The sequence below is a fragment of the Paenibacillus sp. D9 genome, from assembly GCF_001188365.1.
GTDB classification, from domain to species: domain Bacteria; phylum Bacillota; class Bacilli; order Paenibacillales; family Paenibacillaceae; genus Paenibacillus_O; species Paenibacillus_O humicus.
The window spans coordinates 1-18362 of sequence record NZ_JZEJ01000001.1 but is presented as its reverse complement, the minus strand read 5'-3'; the positions used below and the strand labels follow the sequence as shown (position 1 = coordinate 18362).

Sequence of the window (18362 nt, the reverse complement as noted above, 5' to 3'; positions counted from 1 at the left end):
ATGTTTTGTGGTCGTGGCTTGTTCGCGCATTTGTTGCTTCAACCTCGTGGATGCTGTCCTGTCTACGGCCACAACATTTCTTTTTCACAAAAAAATTAACCATTTTCTCCTTGCTTCTAGGCTTCTCCACCTTGTTCACAACGGAACGCCGCTGTATCGGACATAGGATCCGTTATGCTGTATCGGACATAGGATCCGTTATTTTGAAATTAAAGGCGGTTAGTGGAGTTTATCGGACATACGATCCGTTATTTAGCGAGAAACCGCCTCATTAGGGTGTTTTTTCTTAAAATAGCGGAACTCATGTCTGTTAAAATTTCTTGAATGCCCAAAAAACAGGAAATAGCGGATCGTATGTCCGATAATGTTTCTTTTCCACTTCGAACCCCGTTTCCGAGTCCATGTCCGATGGCGTTACGGGTCCAATTTTGATACCGTTCCATCTTCAACGCCCATGTATCGATCAGGTTTCATCTCATTAGCTTCAATTACCTTCTTGATCCAATTCTTTTCTATTTCCGGTGCATGCAACACTCGGACCCCGCGCTTGATGCTGTTCCCTTTCCACCTCCCGCTGCACTCTAAGTCCGCTTCCGGTATCGTTCCAATGCTACAGCTCTAATCCGAGTCCGACTCTGTTCCCTTTCCACCTCCCGCTGCACTCTAAGTCCGCTTCCGGTATCGTTCCGATGCTCCAGCCCCAATCCGAGTCCGACTCCGACTCTGTTCCCTTTCCATCTCCCGCTGCACTCTGAGTCCGCTTCCGGTATCGTTCCGATGCTCCAGCCCCAATCCGAGTCCGACTCCGACTCTGTTCCCTTTCCATCTCCCGCTTCACTCTAAGTCCGCTTCCGGTATCGTTCCGATGCTGCAATTCCAACTCGAATCTGTTCCTGTTCCGTTTTGCGGACGGCAGCACTCCTTCTGATCCCCTGGCAAGGTGCCTTTCCGAGCCGAACCCGACCGTGCCGATTCCGCCGCTTTTTACTCCCAGGCTCTTGTCCAGCATGGACCCGACCTAGGATACACCCGATATCCAACCATTGCAGCGTATTTTCGCGGAGCCAACCAAGCAACGAGAAAGTTGGTTCCCCTTCTCCCGTTCCACGCATTTCACATCCCGCGTTCCACGGATGACAGCAATAAAAAAACCGCTGCCGAAGTCTGACGACTTCATGCAGCGGCATCTTTTTTCTATTAGTCGAAGTAAACGGCTTTGCCCGTCTTGGAGGATTCGTAGATCGCTTCGAGAATCTCGGATACGACCAGCGCCTGCTCCGGCGTCACGACCGGAGTCGTGTCGTTGATGACGCTCTGGATCCAGGAGCGCGCTTCCAGCTCGCCCGGATCTTCCGAAGCGCCTTCGTAGAAGGCGACGCCGCCGCTGCCAAGCTCGATTTCCTTGACGTACAGGCGGGCGTTGTCTTCGCCGTTGATGCGAAGTCCGTTCTTCATGTCCGCACCGGCCTTCGTGCCGCTCAGCGATACTTTCGCCTCGTCGACTTCAAGGGAGTTCAAGGCCCAGCTCGATTCCAGCACGATGGAGGCGCCGTTCTCCATGGTGATCATGGCGAAAGCGGAATCCTCGACCGTGAACTGCTTCGGATCCCATGGACCCCATGCATTCGCGGCGTTCTCGTTCTGGGAAAGCTTGTGGTAGGCGCGTCCAAGCACGGCTTTGGGCTTGTAGTTGTCCATCATCCACAGAGCCAGGTCAAGCGCATGCGTGCCGATGTCGATGAGCGGTCCGCCGCCTTGTTTTTCTTCGTCCAGGAACACGCCCCAGGTCGGAACCGCGCGGCGGCGGATGGCATGGGCCTTGGCGTAGTAAACTTCGCCGAGCTCGTCCTTCGCGCAGGCGTCCTTCAGGAAGCGGGAGTCGGAGCGGAAGCGGTTCTGGTAGCCGATCGTCAGCTTTTTGCCCGTACGCTTGGCGGCTTCCAGCATGCGGCGCGCGTCATCAGCCGTTTTGGCCATCGGCTTTTCGCACATGACATGCTTGCCGGCTTCCAGAGCGGCGATCGCGATATCCGCATGGGAATCGTTCGGCGTGCAGACATGCACGACTTGAATGGAAGAATCATTCAGAAGATCATGGAAATTCTCATATACCGCCGCTTCAGGAGTGCCGAATTTGGACTTGGCGTCTTCGGCGCGGTCGCGGTGGATATCGCAGAACGCCACCATTTCAGCCTCTTGAACTTTGGACAGGGAAGGCATATGCTTGCCGTTGGCGATGCCCCCGCATCCGATAATGCCCACACGTACTTTGGACATGAATCTTCCTCCTCGCTATAAATCCGTTATTTTGGGTTTTTGGGGTGTTGATCGCAGAGGGACTCTTGATTGTGGATGCCCTCTCACACTAGAATAAGTATAGATAACAGCCCACTAAAAAGAAAGCGTCTTAATAGCGATGCTTTTATGCAATATTGGTATTGGAGGCGCTTCGGCTTTGGAAGTCTACAACGAAAAGGTTCTGTATGAAAACCCTCTCTTGTCTCTGCGCATCTTCCAGTCGCAGCGCGAGGACAATCTGCTCATCAACTGGCATTACCACCGGGAGCTGGAGCTTCTGCTCGTCCAGAGCGGCAGCATGGAAGTGTTCGTCGAGGAAGATGTCTTCAAGCTGGAAGCCGGGGACGTTGCGATCATCGGCGCCAACCAGCTTCATCGTGACCGGAGCTCGGCCGAAAGGCTGGATTACATCGTGCTTCAGTTCGACTTGGAGCAGTTTTTCGACCACAGCACGATGCCTTACATGCGCTATTTCACGGAAACCAACCACCCTCTCAGCCAGGTGAATTATATTTTCAAGGAGAATTCCTCCGTCAAGGAAGCGATCGGGGATAGCGTTCGCGAGATCCTGTCGGAGGCGACCGTCAAGCAGACCGGCTACGAGCTTGCGGTCAACATGCTCATCAAGAAGATCCTCCTCCTCATGCTCCGCAACGACAAGCGCAAGGTGCTGGCCGAGCAGGAGGATTTCGACCGGGTCCGCCTGCGGCCCGTGCTCAGCTTCGTGGAGCAGCATCTCACCGACCGGATCCAGGTGGAGGAAGTATGCAAGCTGGCGAATATGAGCTACTATTATTTCGTCAAGTACTTCAAAAAATCCATCGGGCTCAGCTTCACCGAATACGTCAACTACCGCAAGATCAAATGGGCCGAGCGGATTCTGCTCACCAAGGATCTCAGCGTCTCGGAGGTCGGGGACCGGATCGGCATGCCGAACATGGCCCACTTCTACAAGATGTTCAAGAAATACAACGACTGCTCGCCGAAGGAGTTCCAGAAGCGGATGCTCGCCTGGGGCGGGCGGAGCAGCTGATTTCCCGCCGCCTCGCATTCTATGGAGCAGCGATTCAAGCCAAAAAACCGTCGCGAGGGTCGTACCCTTGCGACGGTTTTTTTGGAGAAGCTCCCGGAATCTTCCCGGCGGCAGCCTCTTACAACGAAGATCCGGCCTTCTTAGGCAGCACCAGCTTGTAGCCGACGCCGCGGATCGATTCGATGCAGACGGACTGGGCGCCCAGCTCGAGCTTCTTGCGCAGCGAGCTGACATGGACATCGACGGTCCGCTGGCCTCCGATATAGTCGAAGCCCCAGACGACATTCATGAGGTCGTCGCGGGTGATGACCATGCCCGGCCGCTGGATCAAATACAGCAGAACTTCGAATTCCTTCGGCCTCAGCGGCACCTGCTCGCCCGCGAGCACGACCTCGTAGCGGTCGGGATAAATGGACAGCTCCCCGGCCGTAATGACCTTGTCCTGCGGGTCCGCGGCATCCGGCAGGCCGCCGCCCGATCTCCGGAGCACGGCGGATACCCGGGCCAGCAGCTCCGCCACGCCGAACGGCTTGGTGATGTAATCGTCCGCGCCGTGCTTGAGTCCCTGCACGACCTCTTCCTCGGCGTTGCGTGCGGTCAGGATGATGATCGGCGTCCGGATGCCGCTCTGCCTCAGCTTGCCCAGCACCTCGAAGCCGTTCATGCCCGGCAGCATGATATCGAGCATGATCAGGTCGAAGCTCCGCTGCAGAGCCGCCTGCAGCCCGTCCGCCCCGTTCTCCGATACGGTTACTTCATACCCTTCCTGCGTCAGGTTATAAGACAAAAGCCTGGATAATGTCGGCTCGTCCTCGATGACCAGCACTTTGTGCGTCATATTCTATCGACCTCCAGCCTCGTGAGCCGACGACCGGGCATGGATCTCTCCGCCGCCCGTCTGCCGGTTCCGCTTGCGTTGCAGCATATGCGCCGGAGCTTGCGGCTCCGGCTGCTTGTCTCTTACCAGTGTACCATGCGGCGGCAAGGAAACGAAGGAAGCGGAGAAAGCTCCCTTCGTCAAGGCTGAATGACGGGCAGCTCGATGGTAAACGCCGTTCCGACGCCGACCGTGCTGTCGACCGTGATGCTGCCGTGATGCAGCTCGACCAGATGCTTGACGATCGACAGCCCGAGGCCGGTGCCGCCGCTGACCCGCGACCTTGCCTTGTCCACCCGATAAAACCGTTCGAAAATTCTCGGCAGATCTTTGCGCGGAATCCCGATGCCGGTATCGACGATCCGGATCTGCACCATCTCCGAGCCGCCATCGCCCTGAACGAGGCTTGTCCGCACGCTTACCTTGCCGCCTTCCGGCGTGTAGCTGATGCCGTTCTGCAGCAGATTGGCCACGACCTGCCGCAGCCTGTCCTCATCCGCTTCCAAATAAATGCCCGGCGCGTTGTCCAGCGTCATCGTTATCGATTTGCGCGCGGCTTCCGACTCCAGTATCGTCATGCTCCGCTCCATGAAGGAAGCCAGATCGATCGGAGAAAATTGGAGAGGGACGCGGCGGGACTCGATTTTGGACAGCTCCAGAATGTCGCCGATCAGCCGGTTCAGCCTTTCGCTCTCGTCATAGATGATCTGCATGAACTGCTTGGACATGACGGGGTCGTCGACCGCTCCGCCGAGAAGCGTCTCGGCGAAGCCTTTGATCGCCGTGATCGGCGTCTTGAGCTCATGCGACACATTGGCCACAAATTCGCTGCGCATCCGCTCCAGGCGGCGGATCGCCGAGACGTCATGAAGGACGAGCAGCAAGCCGCCGAAGGAATCGTCGCTCTGGTAGACAGGCACCAGATTCAGCTCCAGCAAGCGCTCCTCCGGGAAATAGAACGTGATCTCCTCGTGGACGGCTTCCTGCTTCTCGAGCCCCTGCTGGATGATCTGGGACAGCTCGTACTGCTGCTTGGCCTCGCTGTAAGGCCGGCCCACCATTTCCCTATGCTCGAAGCCAAGCACCTCTTCCGCCCGGCGGTTCAGCAGCATCATGCGGCCGGCGGGATCGATCATGACGACGCCGCTCGTCATGTTGTCCAGCACGCTGTAGAGCTGCGTCTCGTTCTGCTGGATGCGGTTCATCTGCACCTGCAGACCCTCCGCCATGGAGTTGATGGCCGCTCCCAGCTCGCCGATCTCATCCTTGTTGTGGACGTCGACGCGCACGCTGTAATCCATGGAGCGGATCCGCTTGGCCGCGTCGGTGATCTGCTCAAGCGGGCTGGTCAGCCCCTTTGCGATCCGGTAGCTGACGGCTGCGGCCACCAGGAAGAGCAGCAGCAATCCGATGATGAGAACCGTCCAGAGGCGGTTGATGTTCCTTTCGACGGTTTCCAGGCTATAGGAAAGCCGGATGATGTCCGAGTGGGGATTGTCCTTATTTACCGCCATCGCCACATACAGCATGTTCCGGCTGATCGTGTCGCTGTGGCGGATCGCGCGTCCGGTCCCGTTCTGCTCCGCCTGCTTCACTTCCGTGCGGCCGAGATGGTTGTCCATCGTGGAGGGATCATGATCCGAATCCCCGAGGACGATGCCGTCCTTGCGGATGAAGGTGACCCTCGCTCCCGTCAAATCTTTCAGTTCCTTGGCTTTCGCCTGGAAGTACGATTCCGCCTCGGCCTGGGAAGCAAATTCCCAAGTCGTATTGGAATTAATGATCCTCATCTCCCGAACCATGCTGTCCTCAAGCGCCGAGATATGGTTGGATTTATAGGTTTTGCCCATCATGAGCCCGGCTGCCGTCACCGACAAGCCGATCATGAGGATAATGATAAGCGTCAACCGCATGCGAAAACGTTTCAAGCCGGCATCTCTCCCAAGTCTCTTTCTGAACCCTCCCCTATCGTACCCTCCTTGTCCCAGCGGCGCTATGGGGGTATTGTAAACTTTATGTAAAACTTTCATGCATGGGAAAGGTCGCTTTGACCGGCTCCGGCGTCGGAAACTCAGGCTGCGCAGCCGGAAGCTCGTTCAGGCTATGCAGCCGGAAGCTCGCTCCGATCGCTGTTGAAGCCGGATTTCGTGGATTCCATTCCCTCCCGAGGAGGAAATCCGGCTTCAAAGGCGAACGCTGCCGCTTCTGCACGATTCTTCCGGCCGCTCCGCTTCGGACAGGTTCAAAGTCAAAGCCCCTCCATAAAACCTCAATCGACCCGCTCATCCCATGATGCTGCGCATAGGAATTTAAACCGCCTCCAGCCCATCGCCAACCCGCTCTTCCGGACAAGTTCACAATCAAATAGAGCGGTCGCAATAAAGCGCCGCTCCATAAGGGAACACGAGTGTTCAAACAGCTGATCAAAGACCGAAGCCGAACGGATATTCGACCGAAAGCTCCATCGGAAGCCGGCCGGAAGGCTTCAGCTCGCCGGCAAGAGCTTTGGCGGCGGACTGAAGGGCTAGCGGCCGGCACTCATATACCGCCAGGTAAGCCTGGACATCCGGGAACAGGTTGATGTCGAGAGGGTTGCGGACCGAGACGGCGACCGTCTTCTCGGGAGCCAGCTCCATCAGCCGCTCGGCCGTCGTCCTCTCGAGCGGATGCTTCATCGCGTCGTAGCTGACGAAGACGATGCGGTCGAAGCGCTCCAGCCCCGCAAGCGGATCGAAGCCGCTCATGCGGCGCTCCTCCACGTTAGGCAGCCGCTTCTGCAGCTGCGAGCCGAGCGTTCCGTCGCCGGCGAGCATCTCGTCGGCGACCGATACGGCGACGATCTCCGGCCACAGGACGAGCGTGCGGCCTTCGGGCGGCAGAGGCAGCAGGCCGCCTTCATTTTTGACGAGCGTCACGGAAGCTTCGCTCCAGCGCTCAGCGGCGTTCCGATGATCTTCGGTGAAGATGCTGCGGGAAGCTTCTTCCCATGGCAGCAGCGGCTCGCCCTTGGCCAGCTTGTCCTTGAGCGCCAGTATCCGCTCCAGCGATTCGTCGATGCGGGCTTCGTCGAGCTGTCCGTTCTCGACGGCGGCGGCAACGGCTTCAAGCGCGGCCAGCTGCTTCTCCGGCGTATGGCTGACGAGCAGGAGGTCTGCGCCGGCTTCGATGGCTTTGACGGAGCCTTGGCCCGGACCGTAGAAGCGGTCGATCGCATCCATCTCGAGGCAATCCGTCACGATGACGCCTTCATAGCCGAGGTCGCCGCGCAGCAGCCCGGTCAGTACCGGCTTCGACAAGGTGGACGGAACGCCGCTCGGATCGAGCGACGGCAGGCAGATGTGAGCGGTCATGATGAGGTCCGTGCCGGCCTCGATAGCTGCCTTGAACGGGGGCAGCTCGACGGCGTCGAGGCGCGCGCGGTCATGCGGGACGACGGGCAGGTCGTGGTGGGAGTCGACGCTCGTGTCGCCATGCCCGGGGAAATGCTTGACCGTAGCGGACACTCCCGCCGCCTGATAGCCGCGGACGGCCGCCGCTCCCAGCCTGGACACCAGCTCCGGACGGTCTCCGAAGGAGCGCACATTGATGACCGGATTGTCCGGATTGTTGTTGACGTCGAGGCAAGGCGCCAGGTTGAGGTTGATGCCCAGCTTGCGCAGCTCTTCGCCGGAGATCCGGGCCGTTTCGTACGCGGCCTGCTCCGAGCCTGTCGCGCCGAGCGCCATATTGCCGGGCATGAGGGTGACGCCGTCCACGATGCGGGCGACCATGCCGCCTTCCTGATCGATGCTGACGAGCAGCGGCGGACGACCCGCCTCGGCGGCGGCCGCGCCGAGCTGCCCGGACAGCTCATGCACCTGGCGGGCGTCCTGGACATTGCGGGAGAAGTAGATGACGCCTCCGACGCCGTAATCCCGGATGACGCCCAGGATGTCGTCCGAAGGCTGCTTGCCGTGGAAGCCGAAGATGAACAGCTGTGCGATCTTTTCCTTGAGCAGCCAACCCTCGTAAGGCTTGCCCGCGCTATCGGCAATAGAAGATGGATGATTGATGGACATAGAGAGACCCCTGCCTTCCAAAATGTAGATTAAGTCGAATGCGGCCTAGAGCCTTCGGCCGGAGGCTGGCTCAGCCTGGCCCGGAAATCCGTCGGATTCTCGCCGGTGTACTTCATGAATACTTTGGTAAAATACCTTCGCTCGGAATAACCGACTTCCTTGGAGATCAGAGCGACGCTCTTCGACGTATCGGCGAGCAGCGCCTTGGCTTTTTCCATCCGCTGCCGCGTGACGTATTCGATGAATGTCTCGCCGTAGGTCTGCTTGAAGAGCAGGCTGAAATAAGAAGTGCTGAGACCGACGCGGGTAGCCGCCTCCTCGACGCTGATGTCGCGGAATAGGTTGCGGTCCAGATATGCCCGCGCCTCCGCGATCGTCCGCTCCGAATGCTTCTTCTTGTCGCTCGATCCCGCAAGGCCGGCGTCCGCCGTCTGGCGGATGACGCCCATCAGGTCCTTGGCGCTGATCCTCCGGTCCAGCTTGCGCCACAGCGCGTCTTCCTGCTCCTTGCCGAGCAGCTGCATGTCCTTCATCTCCCTCATGAGATGGAGAGCGAAGTAGTGCAGAACGGGCTTGGCTCTGCCCAGCTCAGGCGTGCTGAGAGTCTGCAGATGGGCGGACAGCTGCCGGATGACCTCATGCACTTCGCTGGACGATCCGCCCTTCATCGCCTCCAGGATCCGTTCGGAGTTCGCCCACAGCTCCTCGTGGGAAGTGTCCCTCTCCACGCTGTCGTCGGTGAAGAATCGGATGCGCTCCGCCTCGGGATCCAGCTGCATGGAGCGGTGGACCCGCTTGTAGGCGGCCGACAGCCCCTTGAGCGGAACCGGCTCATGCCAGATGCCGGCATGGAGATTGAGCTTCACATGACGGCTGACTTCGCCGAGCAGCTTCTCGGTCCTCTCCGCCATGACATTGAGATCCAGCCGCGAGAGATGCGTCTCCAGCAGCAGGCACCATTCGCCGTCCCGCATCTGGATGACGGCATTCCGTATGCCGCTGCGGCGAAGCGCTTCCCGGACGACGTTGCTCACGGCGAAGTTCCAGAGCTTGCGCTCCTTGTCGTTCCACTCCCTCCAGTCCTTCGCCTCCTCGGATCCGGCGTCGAGATCGAATACGATCAGGATGTAGCTGCGTCCCGCCGGCTCAAGCTCGTCCTCGGCCATGAGCCAATGGTTATGGGACACGTCCGTATAATCCTTCAGCACGTCGAACAGCACTTTCTCATTGGCGAGATCCATGACGGCATCCAGCCTCTGCCGCTCGCTCTGCAGCTGCTTCATGCGGGTGCGCCGCTGGTTCATGACCCGCGCGATGACTCCGGTCAATTCGTCATAAGGAATCGGCTTCAGGATATAATCCTGGACTCCATACTGGATGGCGGTACGGGTATAGCTGAAGTCCTGATAGCCGGACAGCATGATGATGTCCAGATCCATGCCCGCTTCGCGGATCGTCCTCACGAGCGTCATTCCATCCATCACGGGCATGCGGATGTCGCACAGGAGCAAATCCGTGTCGCCGTCCTGGAGAAGCTCCAGAGCCTCCCTCCCGTTCTTTGCCGTGGCAGCCACCTGGAGCCCGAGCATCTCCCAGGGGATGACCTTCTCCAGATTGCGTGTAATATGCGGTTCGTCGTCGACGATCATGACCTTTCCCGTCATGCCTGTTCCCCCCTATTGCGCGGAATGGTGCACCGGATGGTCGTTCCCTGTCCGGGGCTGCTGCATATCATCATGCCGTAGCCGGGTCCGTAATGGATCCGGAGCCGGTCCGCGACGTTGCGCAGGCCCAGGCCGCCCCTCTCCCCATCCTCCATCGGACTCCATTTTTCCTCTTTCCTGCCCTCTGCGATCCGGCTCATCGCTTCCCCGTCCATGCCGATGCCGTTGTCGGCCACTTCAAGGACGATGCTGCCGGAAACGACGCTCACGGACACCCGGATCATGCCTGCGTGCTCCAGCCCGTCAAAGCCGTGCTGGATGCTGTTCTCGACGAGCGGCTGCAGGGTCAGCTTGAGAATCCGGTATTCCAGCGCCTCCTCATCGACATCCAGCTCGTAATGGAACAGATCCTCGAAGCGGTACTTTTGAATTTCCAGATAGCTTCGTACATGCTCCAGCTCCTCCTGCACCGTAATCTCTTCCTTATGGTGCATGCTCGTCCTCAGCAGCCGGCTGAGACGATGGACCATGAGCATGATCTTGGCGCCTTCGTTCTGCGCAGCCAGCGCATTGATGGACTCCAGCGTATTGAACAGGAAGTGGGGCTTGATCTGCGCCTGCATGAGCATCATTTCGGCACGCTGCTTGCGCACCTGCTCCTCCCTCACTTCGGTCAGCAAGCCTCCCAGCCTCTCGGTCATGCTGTTGAAGCTGCTCCCGAGCAGCACCGTTTCGTCCTTGCCCTGCACCGGAACCCGGATATCCAGCAATCCCTGCTCGACCAGACGCATTTTGCGGACGACGCGGATGATCGACTTGGCCACGCGGTTGACGAAGAAGACGTTGAACAGAATCGCCGACAGCAGGCATAAGCCGGTGATCAGGCTGATCCATTTGACGAAGTTGACGTTCTCGCTCATGAGGGAATTCCAGGGCTTGGCCGATACGAGCATCCAGTCGTTGATGCCGAGCCAATAAGAGGAGGTCAGGCTGTCGACTCCCTGGAACTTGGCCCGCTCGCTCGCGTAGGGCTGATCCGCGCTCGAGGGCAGATAGCTCTTCCCGTCCAGCACTTGTCCGGCAAGCTTCGTCTCGCTGTCGAGCAGCACGAGGCCGCGCTGGTTGACGATGTAATACCTGGAGCCGTCCGAGAGGCTGCCCCGGAAGTTCGTCAGGATGTCGTCCACGCCGGACGACTTGAACTGGGTGACCATGATGCCCAGATTGTCCAGGCTGTCCCTGTCCTTCACGACGCGCATCTGGGTGAACAGCGAGTATTCCTTGCCGGTCAGCTCTTCCTGTTCATAAGGTCCGATCCAGAGCGGCTTGGCGTTGAGGCGCTCCGCCTTGGCATAGGAAGGATGGAATTTGAGCCGCTCGTACGTGACGGGCTTGAACGTCGTGGGATCGTTGCGGGTGGAGCGGAACAGCGCCCCGTTGTTCGCATACAGGATGATGTAGCTCATCGCCGGATTCTGGAACAGCAGCTCGCCCATTTCCTTTTCCGCCTGCCCTTTGGCGATCAGGGAGCTGGCGCCGCCGTTCGGATCGGCGTTGAGCTTGAGCGTTTCCTGCACGACGGAGCTCGTCAGGCTCGCATCGGTAAGACGGTTCATCTCATCGAAAAAATTGCGGATGTTGCTGCCGACCGCATGCATCGTCATCTCGGTCTGCTCGTTGTACTTTTTCTCCAGGAGATGCTCGTAATAGAGGAAGGATACGACCCCTGAAGATGCGACGGGCACTACGATCAGAAGGATGAAGGCCAGCAGCAGCTTCGGTCTTAGATTCACAGCCTGTCGAACCCCTCTCTTGTCAGCTCGCGTCCATGATCGGTCGGGAAGGCCGCATCTTCATTTCTCGTCGCGCAGGACGCTGTCCTGCACCGCCTGAATTTCCGCCGCCACGGCTTCGGGGGAACGGATCTGACCGATCAGCTCCTGCAGCCCGATGCCGACCTTCGTGTTGATCTTGTACGGCATGTAGTAGTCGAACGCCCGGAACGTGGACGGCGCATTGCCCACAACTTGGAGAACTTCGGATATCAGCGGATCCACGCCGGAAAAATCGCTGAGCTTCATGGAAGGAAGCGTCTTGTCCTCCAGCAGGATCCGCTTCTGGTTCGCTTCATTGAAGTAGCTGCGGATGAAGCTGGTCACCATGGCGATCTGATCCTGGGACAGGGTGGACGAAAAGCCGAATCCGTTGGAGTATCCGGTATTGAGCGCATGCAAGTCTCCCGCTCCTCCCGGAATCGACGGAAAAGAGAAGTAGCCGAGATCGTTCTTGTACGGGCCTGCGTTGTCGCCGGTCAGTGCCGCCAGATCCCAGGTGCCGGTGAACAGCATGGCCGCTTTGCCGTAGAGCAGATCCTTGGCCTGCTGCTTGTCGGACTGGCTCAGCGCGTCGGCAGGAAAATAGCCTGCCTTGACGATTTCGGAATAGGCGCGGAAGCTCGCCACCATGTCCGGATCCGTCCATTTGTCCGTGCCGGCCGCGATCCGCGCCAGCTTGTCCGTGCCGGCGTACCGGTCCATGATCGTGTTCCACATCATGCCGGCGATCCAGGGATCCTTGGCGGACAGCGCGAACGGCGTATACCCGCCCTTTTTGATTTTGTCCGCAGCCTGCATGAGCTCGTCCCAGGTAGTCGGAATGTCCAGTCCGAGCTCCTTGAAGATGCTTTTGTTGTAATACAGCGCTTCGCTGTAGCCGCCGAAAGGAAGGCCGTATACCTTGCCGTCGACCGTGAACTCCTCCAGGCTCTGGAATTGGCTCTCGATGCCCAGCTCGCGGATGATCGGAGTCAGATCCAGCAGACGCCCGGCTTTTACGTACAGCCTGACGTCCGAGCCTCCGAAGATCTCAAATATATCGGGAGTTGTCCCGGTAGCCATCTCGGCCTTGAGCTTCTGGTCCCGGTTGATGATCTCGTCGATGCCTTCAAGCTGGAATTTCAAGCCCGGATTGTCCCTCTCCGTCTCGCTCACGACATCCTGGAGGATTCTCAGCCTGGCCTTGGCGGACTCCTTGATCTGGGTATGCCTCAGAGTCAGCGTCACCGGCCCGGAAGGGCTGCCCTGGGGGACGGAAGGATCGGCAGCGGGCTTGTTAGCGCCCGATTCATTGAAGCAGCCTGCCGAAGGAACCAGCATGACGGCCGCCAGCGCCGCGCAGGCAAAGCGTTTGATCATGGAATGACCTCCCGGATCTCTATGACTCTATTATAGACGGAAGGCCCGCCCCGTTGCAGGATGAAAAATAAACTGTCAAGGGATACAATTCTATTCGATTTCCGCCGCTGCGCTCGTAAATTCAGCCTGTTTTCAATCACCTACCTTGCGCTGCACAGTACCTTGTAGTAACATGTTCCCTGAGGAGTGGTCGGCATGGAAATATCGGAATGGAATTCCCAGGTACGGAGGGGGATTCTGGAATTTTGCATTTTGCTGTTGATCAGCGGCAATCCCCGGTACGGGTACGAGCTGGTGACTCTCCTGAACAAATGGGAACCGCTCGCCATCACCGAAGGAACGCTCTATCCCCTCCTGAGGCGGATGCTGAAAGAGAACTACCTGGAGTCCTTCTGGCAGGAATCGGAATCCGGACCTCCGCGCAAGTACTACAGCCTGACCGATGCTGGACGCAGGCTCATGCATGACATGTCGGCCGAATGGGGCAAATTCGCGGCCGCCATTCATCAAATCCAACTGCACCGAGGAGATGAAGCTTAATGAGTCCGCAAGGAAGAGCTTACCTGGACCGGTTCCATCAGCTGCTCAGCGGCATTCCCGATGAAGAAAAGCTTGACGCCGTGAGAGAGATCGAAAGCCACATCGCCGAGGGAATCGCCCATGGCCGGCGGGAATCCGAGGTTCTGGCCCGGCTCGGCGACCCCCGCAAGCTCGCCAGAGCTTACCGGAGCGAATATATCATGGGCCGCGGCTCGAACCGATCCTTCCGGGATATGCTTGCCATGGCCGGATTCTACTGCACGACGGGACTGCTCAGCATCATGGTGATTCCGACGCTTGCGACCATCGCATACGGATTTGGGTTGTGCACGGTCCTCGCTTTGCTGGCGGGAATTATCCGCTCGTTCGGACAGACGTGGATTTCCATGTCCATCTATCCAGGCATCGAAATCCCGACCCAATGGAGCATGGCCTACGCGATTGTATTGGCGGGAATAACCGGCTTCATCGCCTATATCAGCCGAAAGTACCTGCGCAAGTACATGATTTTCCTGTCGGCAAGCTACAAGAAGATCATGCCTGACAAAGCCCCCGATTCCGATTTCGGAGTCTGAACGACCCGTTATGCCGTCAGATTCCTCATTGGATCGAGACGACGCGAAAAAAAGCCCGCCGGAAGGCGGGCTTTTGATTGCTATCGGTCATTTCCTCATGCCCTGCACAGAGCTGCGGACCGCTTCGTAAAAAGCAGCCCATGCTTTCTCGGGGCCGGCTTCCTCCGCCTCGCGGCGCGTCTCCCCGGAAGCTGCATCTTCTGAGGAGAGCGGACGGCCCGCCTCTGCTTCCGGAATTCCGGAACGGATGTAATCCTTCATTCCTTAACTTCCTCCCTGCCCTCGATGATCCCGATATCCCGGCCGCTCAGCCTTGAATCCACTGGCGGCGCAGCGTGAACAGCTCCCGCAGCTCGTCGGTCGACAGCTCCGTGATCCACTGCTCCGACTGCCCGACCACCTGGTCGTTCAGCGACTGCTTGCGCTCGATCATCTCATGGATCCGCTCTTCGAGCGTCCCGAGAGCGACGAACTTGTGGACCTGCACCTGCCTGGTTTGCCCGATGCGGAATGCCCGGTCCGTCGCCTGGTTCTCGACGGCCGGATTCCACCAGCGGTCATAGTGGAACACATGGTTCGCCGCCGTCAGATTCAGCCCGGTTCCGCCCGCCTTCAGCGACAGCACGAACGCTCCATGCGGCAGATCCGGATTCTGGAAGTCGGCGATCATGTCGTCGCGCTTGGCCTTCGGCACCCCGCCGTGCAAATAAGGGACAGGGAGGCCGAGCCTTTCCTTGAGCAGCCTCTGCAAGGCCGCTCCCATATCGACGAACTGCGTGAAGACAAGCGCCCGTTCCCCTTCGGCAGCCGCTTCCTCGCACATCTCCAGCAGCCTCATCGTCTTGGCCGAGCGTTCCGGATTCCAGGCGGCCGAATCGCCTTCCGCCTCGCGCAGGAGCAGCGCGGGATGATCGCATACCTGCTTCAGCTTCGTGATGGAGGCAAGGATAAGCCCGCGGCGCTGCATCGGACCGAGCGTGTCGAGCTTCTCCAGCAGGTCGGAGACGATGGATTCGTACATCGCGCCCTGCTCGGCCGTGAGCGTGACGTAGACCTGGCTCTCGTTCTTCTCGGGCAGCGACAGCTGGATGGCGGGATCCTTCTTGACCCGCCGCAGCATGAACGGCTTCACCCAGCGTTGGAGGGCCGATATCGTCCGCTCGTCCCGCTCCTTCTCGATCGGCAGGATGACGTTGCGCCGGAATTCCGGCAGCGTGCCGAGATAGCCCGGATTCGTAAAATCGTAGATCGACCAGAGCTCGCTCAGACGGTTCTCCATCGGAGTTCCGGTAAGGGCGATCCGATGCTGGGCCGTCAGATTCCGAATGGCCGACGATTGCTTCGTGTACACATTTTTGATGTTCTGGGCTTCGTCCAGGCAGAGGCTTTCCCACTGCAGTCCCGACAGCTCTTCCTCGTCGAGCGGAGCCAGCGCGTAGGAGGTGATGACCAGATCCGCGCCTTCCGCGAATGCCAGGAACGCTTCCCGGCCTCTGGCGCGCTTGGGTCCGTAATGCAGCCTCACGTCGAGCGACGGGGCGAACCGCTGCAGCTCCTTCTCCCAGTTGCCGATGACCGATGTCGGGCAGATCAGCAGCGACGGAGCCGGCTGCCGCCCTTCGAGCTCCCGGATCGAGAGCAGGTAGACCGTATACTGGATCGTTTTGCCCAGACCCATGTCATCGGCCAGAGTAGCTCCCAGGCCGAAGCGCCGCAGGAACGCAAGCCAGGACACGCCTTGCAGCTGGTAGGGCCGCAGCTCGCCGTGGAACGCAGCGGGGACGCTGACGAGCGGCAGCTCGCTCGTATCCTGCAGCTGTCCGATCAGGCGGTGCAGATGCTCATTCAGCTCCACTTCGGCGACAAGATCGTCCTCGCCGCCTTCCTCCTCTTCCGAAAGGACAATGCCTCCCTGCAGATGCATCTGCATGACGTCCCGGAAGCTCAGTCCTTTGCGTCCTCCGGCCTTCTTCATCCATTTGCGGATCTTGGATACATCCTCGGGATCCAGATGCACCCATTCGTCTCCGATCCGGATCAGGCGCTTGTTCTCGGCGGCCAGGCTCATGAACTGCTCCTCGGTCAGATCCAGCCCGCCGAGCGCGAGCTTCCAGTCGAACTGGACGATCTGGGACAGCCCGAACATCGGCTGGTCGGCGGATCCGGCAGCGGACTTCAGCTTCGCCTTCACCCGGATCCGGCGCTTGCGGACCGTCTCCCACCATCCCGGAAGCAGAACGGAAGAGCCGGCGTCAAGCAGGCGCAAGCTGGCGTTCTCCAGGAAATCCCACGCCTCGTCATCCTGAAGCGCATGCTTGACGACGCTGCCGGTATCGGAGCCCCACTCCGGCAGGGCCAGCAGCCACTTGCCCTCTTCTCTCGCCAGCCGGTCATGAAGCAGGTCGAGCCATTCCTCGGGAATGCGAAGCTCCGACCCGCTGACCGGACGCCAGCCGCCCGGCTCCTCTCCGCGCTCCAGCGGAATCCAGGGGCCGCTTCCCTCGCGGTCGCGAATGGCGGCCCGCAGCCTCCATTCCCCGCCCTGCTCCGGCTCCGCCAGCTGCAGGGCGACGCGGAACGGAAACGTATCCTTGCGCAGCCCGATTCCGATATACCAGTCTTCTTCGGACGGCGACTTGCGCTCCAGCACCTGGCCGGTCGCCCTCTCCAGATCATGCCATGCATTGCGGACGGTTCGGCTGCCCTCGATAAGCTCTTCCACAGCCGCGCTCAGCCATTCATGGACGACCGCCTCCCGATGGGGCTCGACGGCATCTATGGCCGGCTCCCAGCCTTCCCGCAGCCGCCAGCTTCTGCGCAGCTCCGACCAGCCCTGCCAATCCGGCTCGAACGCCCCGTCCAGCAGCGCTTGGCGAATCAGTCCGGCATAACGGGCAAGCCTGAGCAGCTCATCGTCGTACTCGATCGCCAGCAGCCGCACAGGCTGCGGCATGGCCAGGTAATCGCACGCGAGCAGCGGCGCAATGAGCAAGGACCTGCCCGCGCCGGTGCCGGGATCGGCTTCCAGCTGCTCCACTTCGGCTCCATACCAGGAAGGAGCGTGCCAGGCAAATAACAGATCGCGCAGCCTGGCGTCGAACTCGCCGGGCTCGGCAGCATGCAGCTGGATGCCGCTGCCGGTCCAGCGGCCGCTCAGCCTGATCGGCTTGGCCGTAGATAGTCCTCTCATCATTTCAGCAGGCTTCCTTTCCTCAGTTCCTCCTGGAGCGCCCGCATCCGCTGGTATTTCAGCGCGATTCGGGCCATATAGCGTTCCCAGGCTTCTGTATTCCGTTCGGCCTGGTACAGCTTCTCCAGCTTTTTGAGCTGCTTCACAGCCATCCGGTAGCTCTGGCGGTTGCGGATGCCGATCCAGCTCTCCACAGACTGGTGGTAGAGCGGAATCAGCATCGCAGGCGCAAGCTTGGCGACGGAACGGACATCCGCCGGATCGAGCTCGTCTGGCCTCAAGCCCATCGCAAGCTGCAGATCCGCCCATTGCTCGAAGCTGCCCTTATCCAGAAGCTGGTCGGACAGCGCCATATAGGAGAAGGGCAGCTTTTGCACCAAGTATTCCATCCAGATCGGGTTGTCGCTTTGCTCCATGTCCGCGCTCCTGCACAAAAGCAGAAACGGCTGGATCGCCGAGCCGCCCCGCTTGCCGTCCGTCGTCTTGGACAGATAGTCCATCCAGATGGCGAGTCCTCCCCAATCTTTGCTGTCCAGCCGCTTCCTCGCCGTATCGAGCGCCAATCCGGCCGCCGGATCGGATGGTCCCTGCAGCAGCAGATCAACGGCTTGCCGGTCATGGCCGCGGAACGCCTCCAGATGCGCCAGGGCAATGATGGGGAAATAGATCCTGGAATCTCCGTCGGCTCCGCCCCTTTCGTCCTGAGGCCGGCGGACGTCGTTCGCACCCGGCTCCGGAAGGAGCTCATCGGATGCAGCCTGCCTCGCCTTGCTCAGGATGGAGCGGAGCTGATCCGTCTCCCTCTCCATCCAGTCGTCCCTTGCATGAAGCTTCTCCGCCAAGGCATAGTAGAGCCGGTCCCAACGGAACAGCTTGCCGGCCGTATCGGCTCCCCGCTCGCGGAGAAGCCCGGTCAGGAAGTCGAGCCACTCC

12 protein-coding genes and 1 pseudogene are annotated in these 18362 nt (G+C 59.6%); 3 read left to right on the top strand and 10 right to left on the bottom strand.

The genetic code is table 11. The features are described from left to right. Nucleotides 1–1197: 1197 nt before the first annotated feature. The gene (locus VE23_RS00065) at nucleotides 1198–2277 is read right to left on the bottom strand and encodes a Gfo/Idh/MocA family protein (protein WP_021882216.1); all 1080 of its coding nucleotides are present in this window, start codon (nucleotides 2275–2277) and stop codon (nucleotides 1198–1200) included. A 178-nt stretch (nucleotides 2278–2455) separates the two neighbouring features. Between VE23_RS00065 and VE23_RS00060 the strand changes: the two genes are divergently transcribed. Next, entirely contained in the window at nucleotides 2456–3331 is an 876-nt protein-coding gene (locus VE23_RS00060; protein ID WP_048747689.1) for a helix-turn-helix domain-containing protein, read from the top strand. A 118-nt stretch (nucleotides 3332–3449) separates the two neighbouring features. Here the strand turns inward: VE23_RS00060 and VE23_RS00055 are convergent, their stop codons facing one another. From VE23_RS00055 to VE23_RS00025, 6 genes are all read right to left on the bottom strand, one after another. Continuing rightward, nucleotides 3450–4169, bottom strand: coding sequence for a response regulator transcription factor (locus VE23_RS00055; protein ID WP_049867018.1), 720 nt, complete (start codon nucleotides 4167–4169; stop codon nucleotides 3450–3452). A gap of 179 nt (nucleotides 4170–4348) precedes the next feature. Further along, nucleotides 4349–6136 carry a two-component system histidine kinase PnpS gene (gene pnpS, locus VE23_RS00050; protein WP_049867017.1) on the bottom strand — a complete coding sequence of 596 codons (1788 nt, stop codon included), beginning with the start codon at nucleotides 6134–6136 and terminating at the stop codon, nucleotides 4349–4351. 495 nt (nucleotides 6137–6631) lie between these two features. Beyond that, on the bottom strand, nucleotides 6632–8266 hold the full coding sequence (locus VE23_RS00040; RefSeq protein WP_084781190.1) for a glycoside hydrolase family 3 protein: 1635 nt from the start codon (nucleotides 8264–8266) through the stop codon (nucleotides 6632–6634). A gap of 29 nt (nucleotides 8267–8295) precedes the next feature. Continuing rightward, nucleotides 8296–9930 (bottom strand): response regulator transcription factor, encoded by a 1635-nt coding sequence (locus VE23_RS00035; RefSeq protein ID WP_048747681.1) that lies wholly within the window; start codon nucleotides 9928–9930, stop codon nucleotides 8296–8298. After that, on the bottom strand, nucleotides 9927–11723 hold the full coding sequence (locus VE23_RS00030; protein ID WP_049867015.1) for a cache domain-containing sensor histidine kinase: 1797 nt from the start codon (nucleotides 11721–11723) through the stop codon (nucleotides 9927–9929). Before VE23_RS00030 ends, VE23_RS00035 begins: the two co-directional genes overlap by 4 nt. Nucleotides 11724–11783: 60 nt before the next feature. After that, on the bottom strand, nucleotides 11784–13124 hold the full coding sequence (locus VE23_RS00025) for an ABC transporter substrate-binding protein (protein ID WP_049867014.1): 1341 nt from the start codon (nucleotides 13122–13124) through the stop codon (nucleotides 11784–11786). A gap of 195 nt (nucleotides 13125–13319) precedes the next feature. Here VE23_RS00025 and VE23_RS00020 point away from each other — a divergent pair, with 195 nt between their 5' ends. Beyond that, a complete protein-coding gene (locus VE23_RS00020; RefSeq protein ID WP_048747674.1) occupies nucleotides 13320–13664 on the top strand; it encodes a PadR family transcriptional regulator in 345 nt (114 codons plus the stop codon). Then, complete coding sequence (locus VE23_RS00015) at nucleotides 13664–14239, top strand: DUF1700 domain-containing protein (RefSeq protein WP_069202405.1); 576 nt, start codon at nucleotides 13664–13666, stop codon at nucleotides 14237–14239. The genes VE23_RS00020 and VE23_RS00015 overlap by 1 nt, the downstream gene beginning before the upstream one ends. 87 nt (nucleotides 14240–14326) lie before the next feature. On the opposite strand, the gene VE23_RS26245 is transcribed toward VE23_RS00015, so the two are convergent. The 3 genes and pseudogenes from VE23_RS26245 to VE23_RS26855 form a co-directional block, all read right to left on the bottom strand. Further along, the gene (locus VE23_RS26245; RefSeq protein ID WP_021880420.1) at nucleotides 14327–14500 is read right to left on the bottom strand and encodes a hypothetical protein; all 174 of its coding nucleotides are present in this window, start codon (nucleotides 14498–14500) and stop codon (nucleotides 14327–14329) included. Nucleotides 14501–14546: 46 nt separating this feature from the next. Further along, nucleotides 14547–17432 carry a DEAD/DEAH box helicase gene (locus tag VE23_RS00010; protein WP_232316735.1) on the bottom strand — a complete coding sequence of 962 codons (2886 nt, stop codon included), beginning with the start codon at nucleotides 17430–17432 and terminating at the stop codon, nucleotides 14547–14549. Beyond that, nucleotides 17429–18362: pseudogene (locus VE23_RS26855) on the bottom strand (hypothetical protein); the annotation flags it as partial. The gene VE23_RS00010 and the pseudogene VE23_RS26855, both read right to left, overlap by 4 nt.

Bases quoted from the DNA above. Each gene is read 5' to 3' on its own strand.
- VE23_RS00065 (WP_021882216.1), bottom strand. From the start codon at position 2,277: ATGTCCAAAGTACGTGTGGGCATTATCGGATGCGGGGGCATCGCCAAC.
- VE23_RS00055 (WP_049867018.1), bottom strand. From the start codon at position 4,169: ATGACGCACAAAGTGCTGGTCATCGAGGACGAGCCGACATTATCCAGG.
- VE23_RS00040 (WP_084781190.1), bottom strand. From the start codon at position 8,266: ATGTCCATCAATCATCCATCTTCTATTGCCGATAGCGCGGGCAAGCCT.
- VE23_RS00035 (WP_048747681.1), bottom strand. From the start codon at position 9,930: ATGACGGGAAAGGTCATGATCGTCGACGACGAACCGCATATTACACGC.
- VE23_RS00025 (WP_049867014.1), bottom strand. From the start codon at position 13,124: ATGATCAAACGCTTTGCCTGCGCGGCGCTGGCGGCCGTCATGCTGGTT.
- VE23_RS00020 (WP_048747674.1), top strand. From the start codon at position 13,320: ATGGAAATATCGGAATGGAATTCCCAGGTACGGAGGGGGATTCTGGAA.
- VE23_RS00015 (WP_069202405.1), top strand. From the start codon at position 13,664: ATGAGTCCGCAAGGAAGAGCTTACCTGGACCGGTTCCATCAGCTGCTC.
- VE23_RS26245 (WP_021880420.1), bottom strand. From the start codon at position 14,500: ATGAAGGATTACATCCGTTCCGGAATTCCGGAAGCAGAGGCGGGCCGT.
- VE23_RS00010 (WP_232316735.1), bottom strand. From the start codon at position 17,432: ATGATGAGAGGACTATCTACGGCCAAGCCGATCAGGCTGAGCGGCCGC.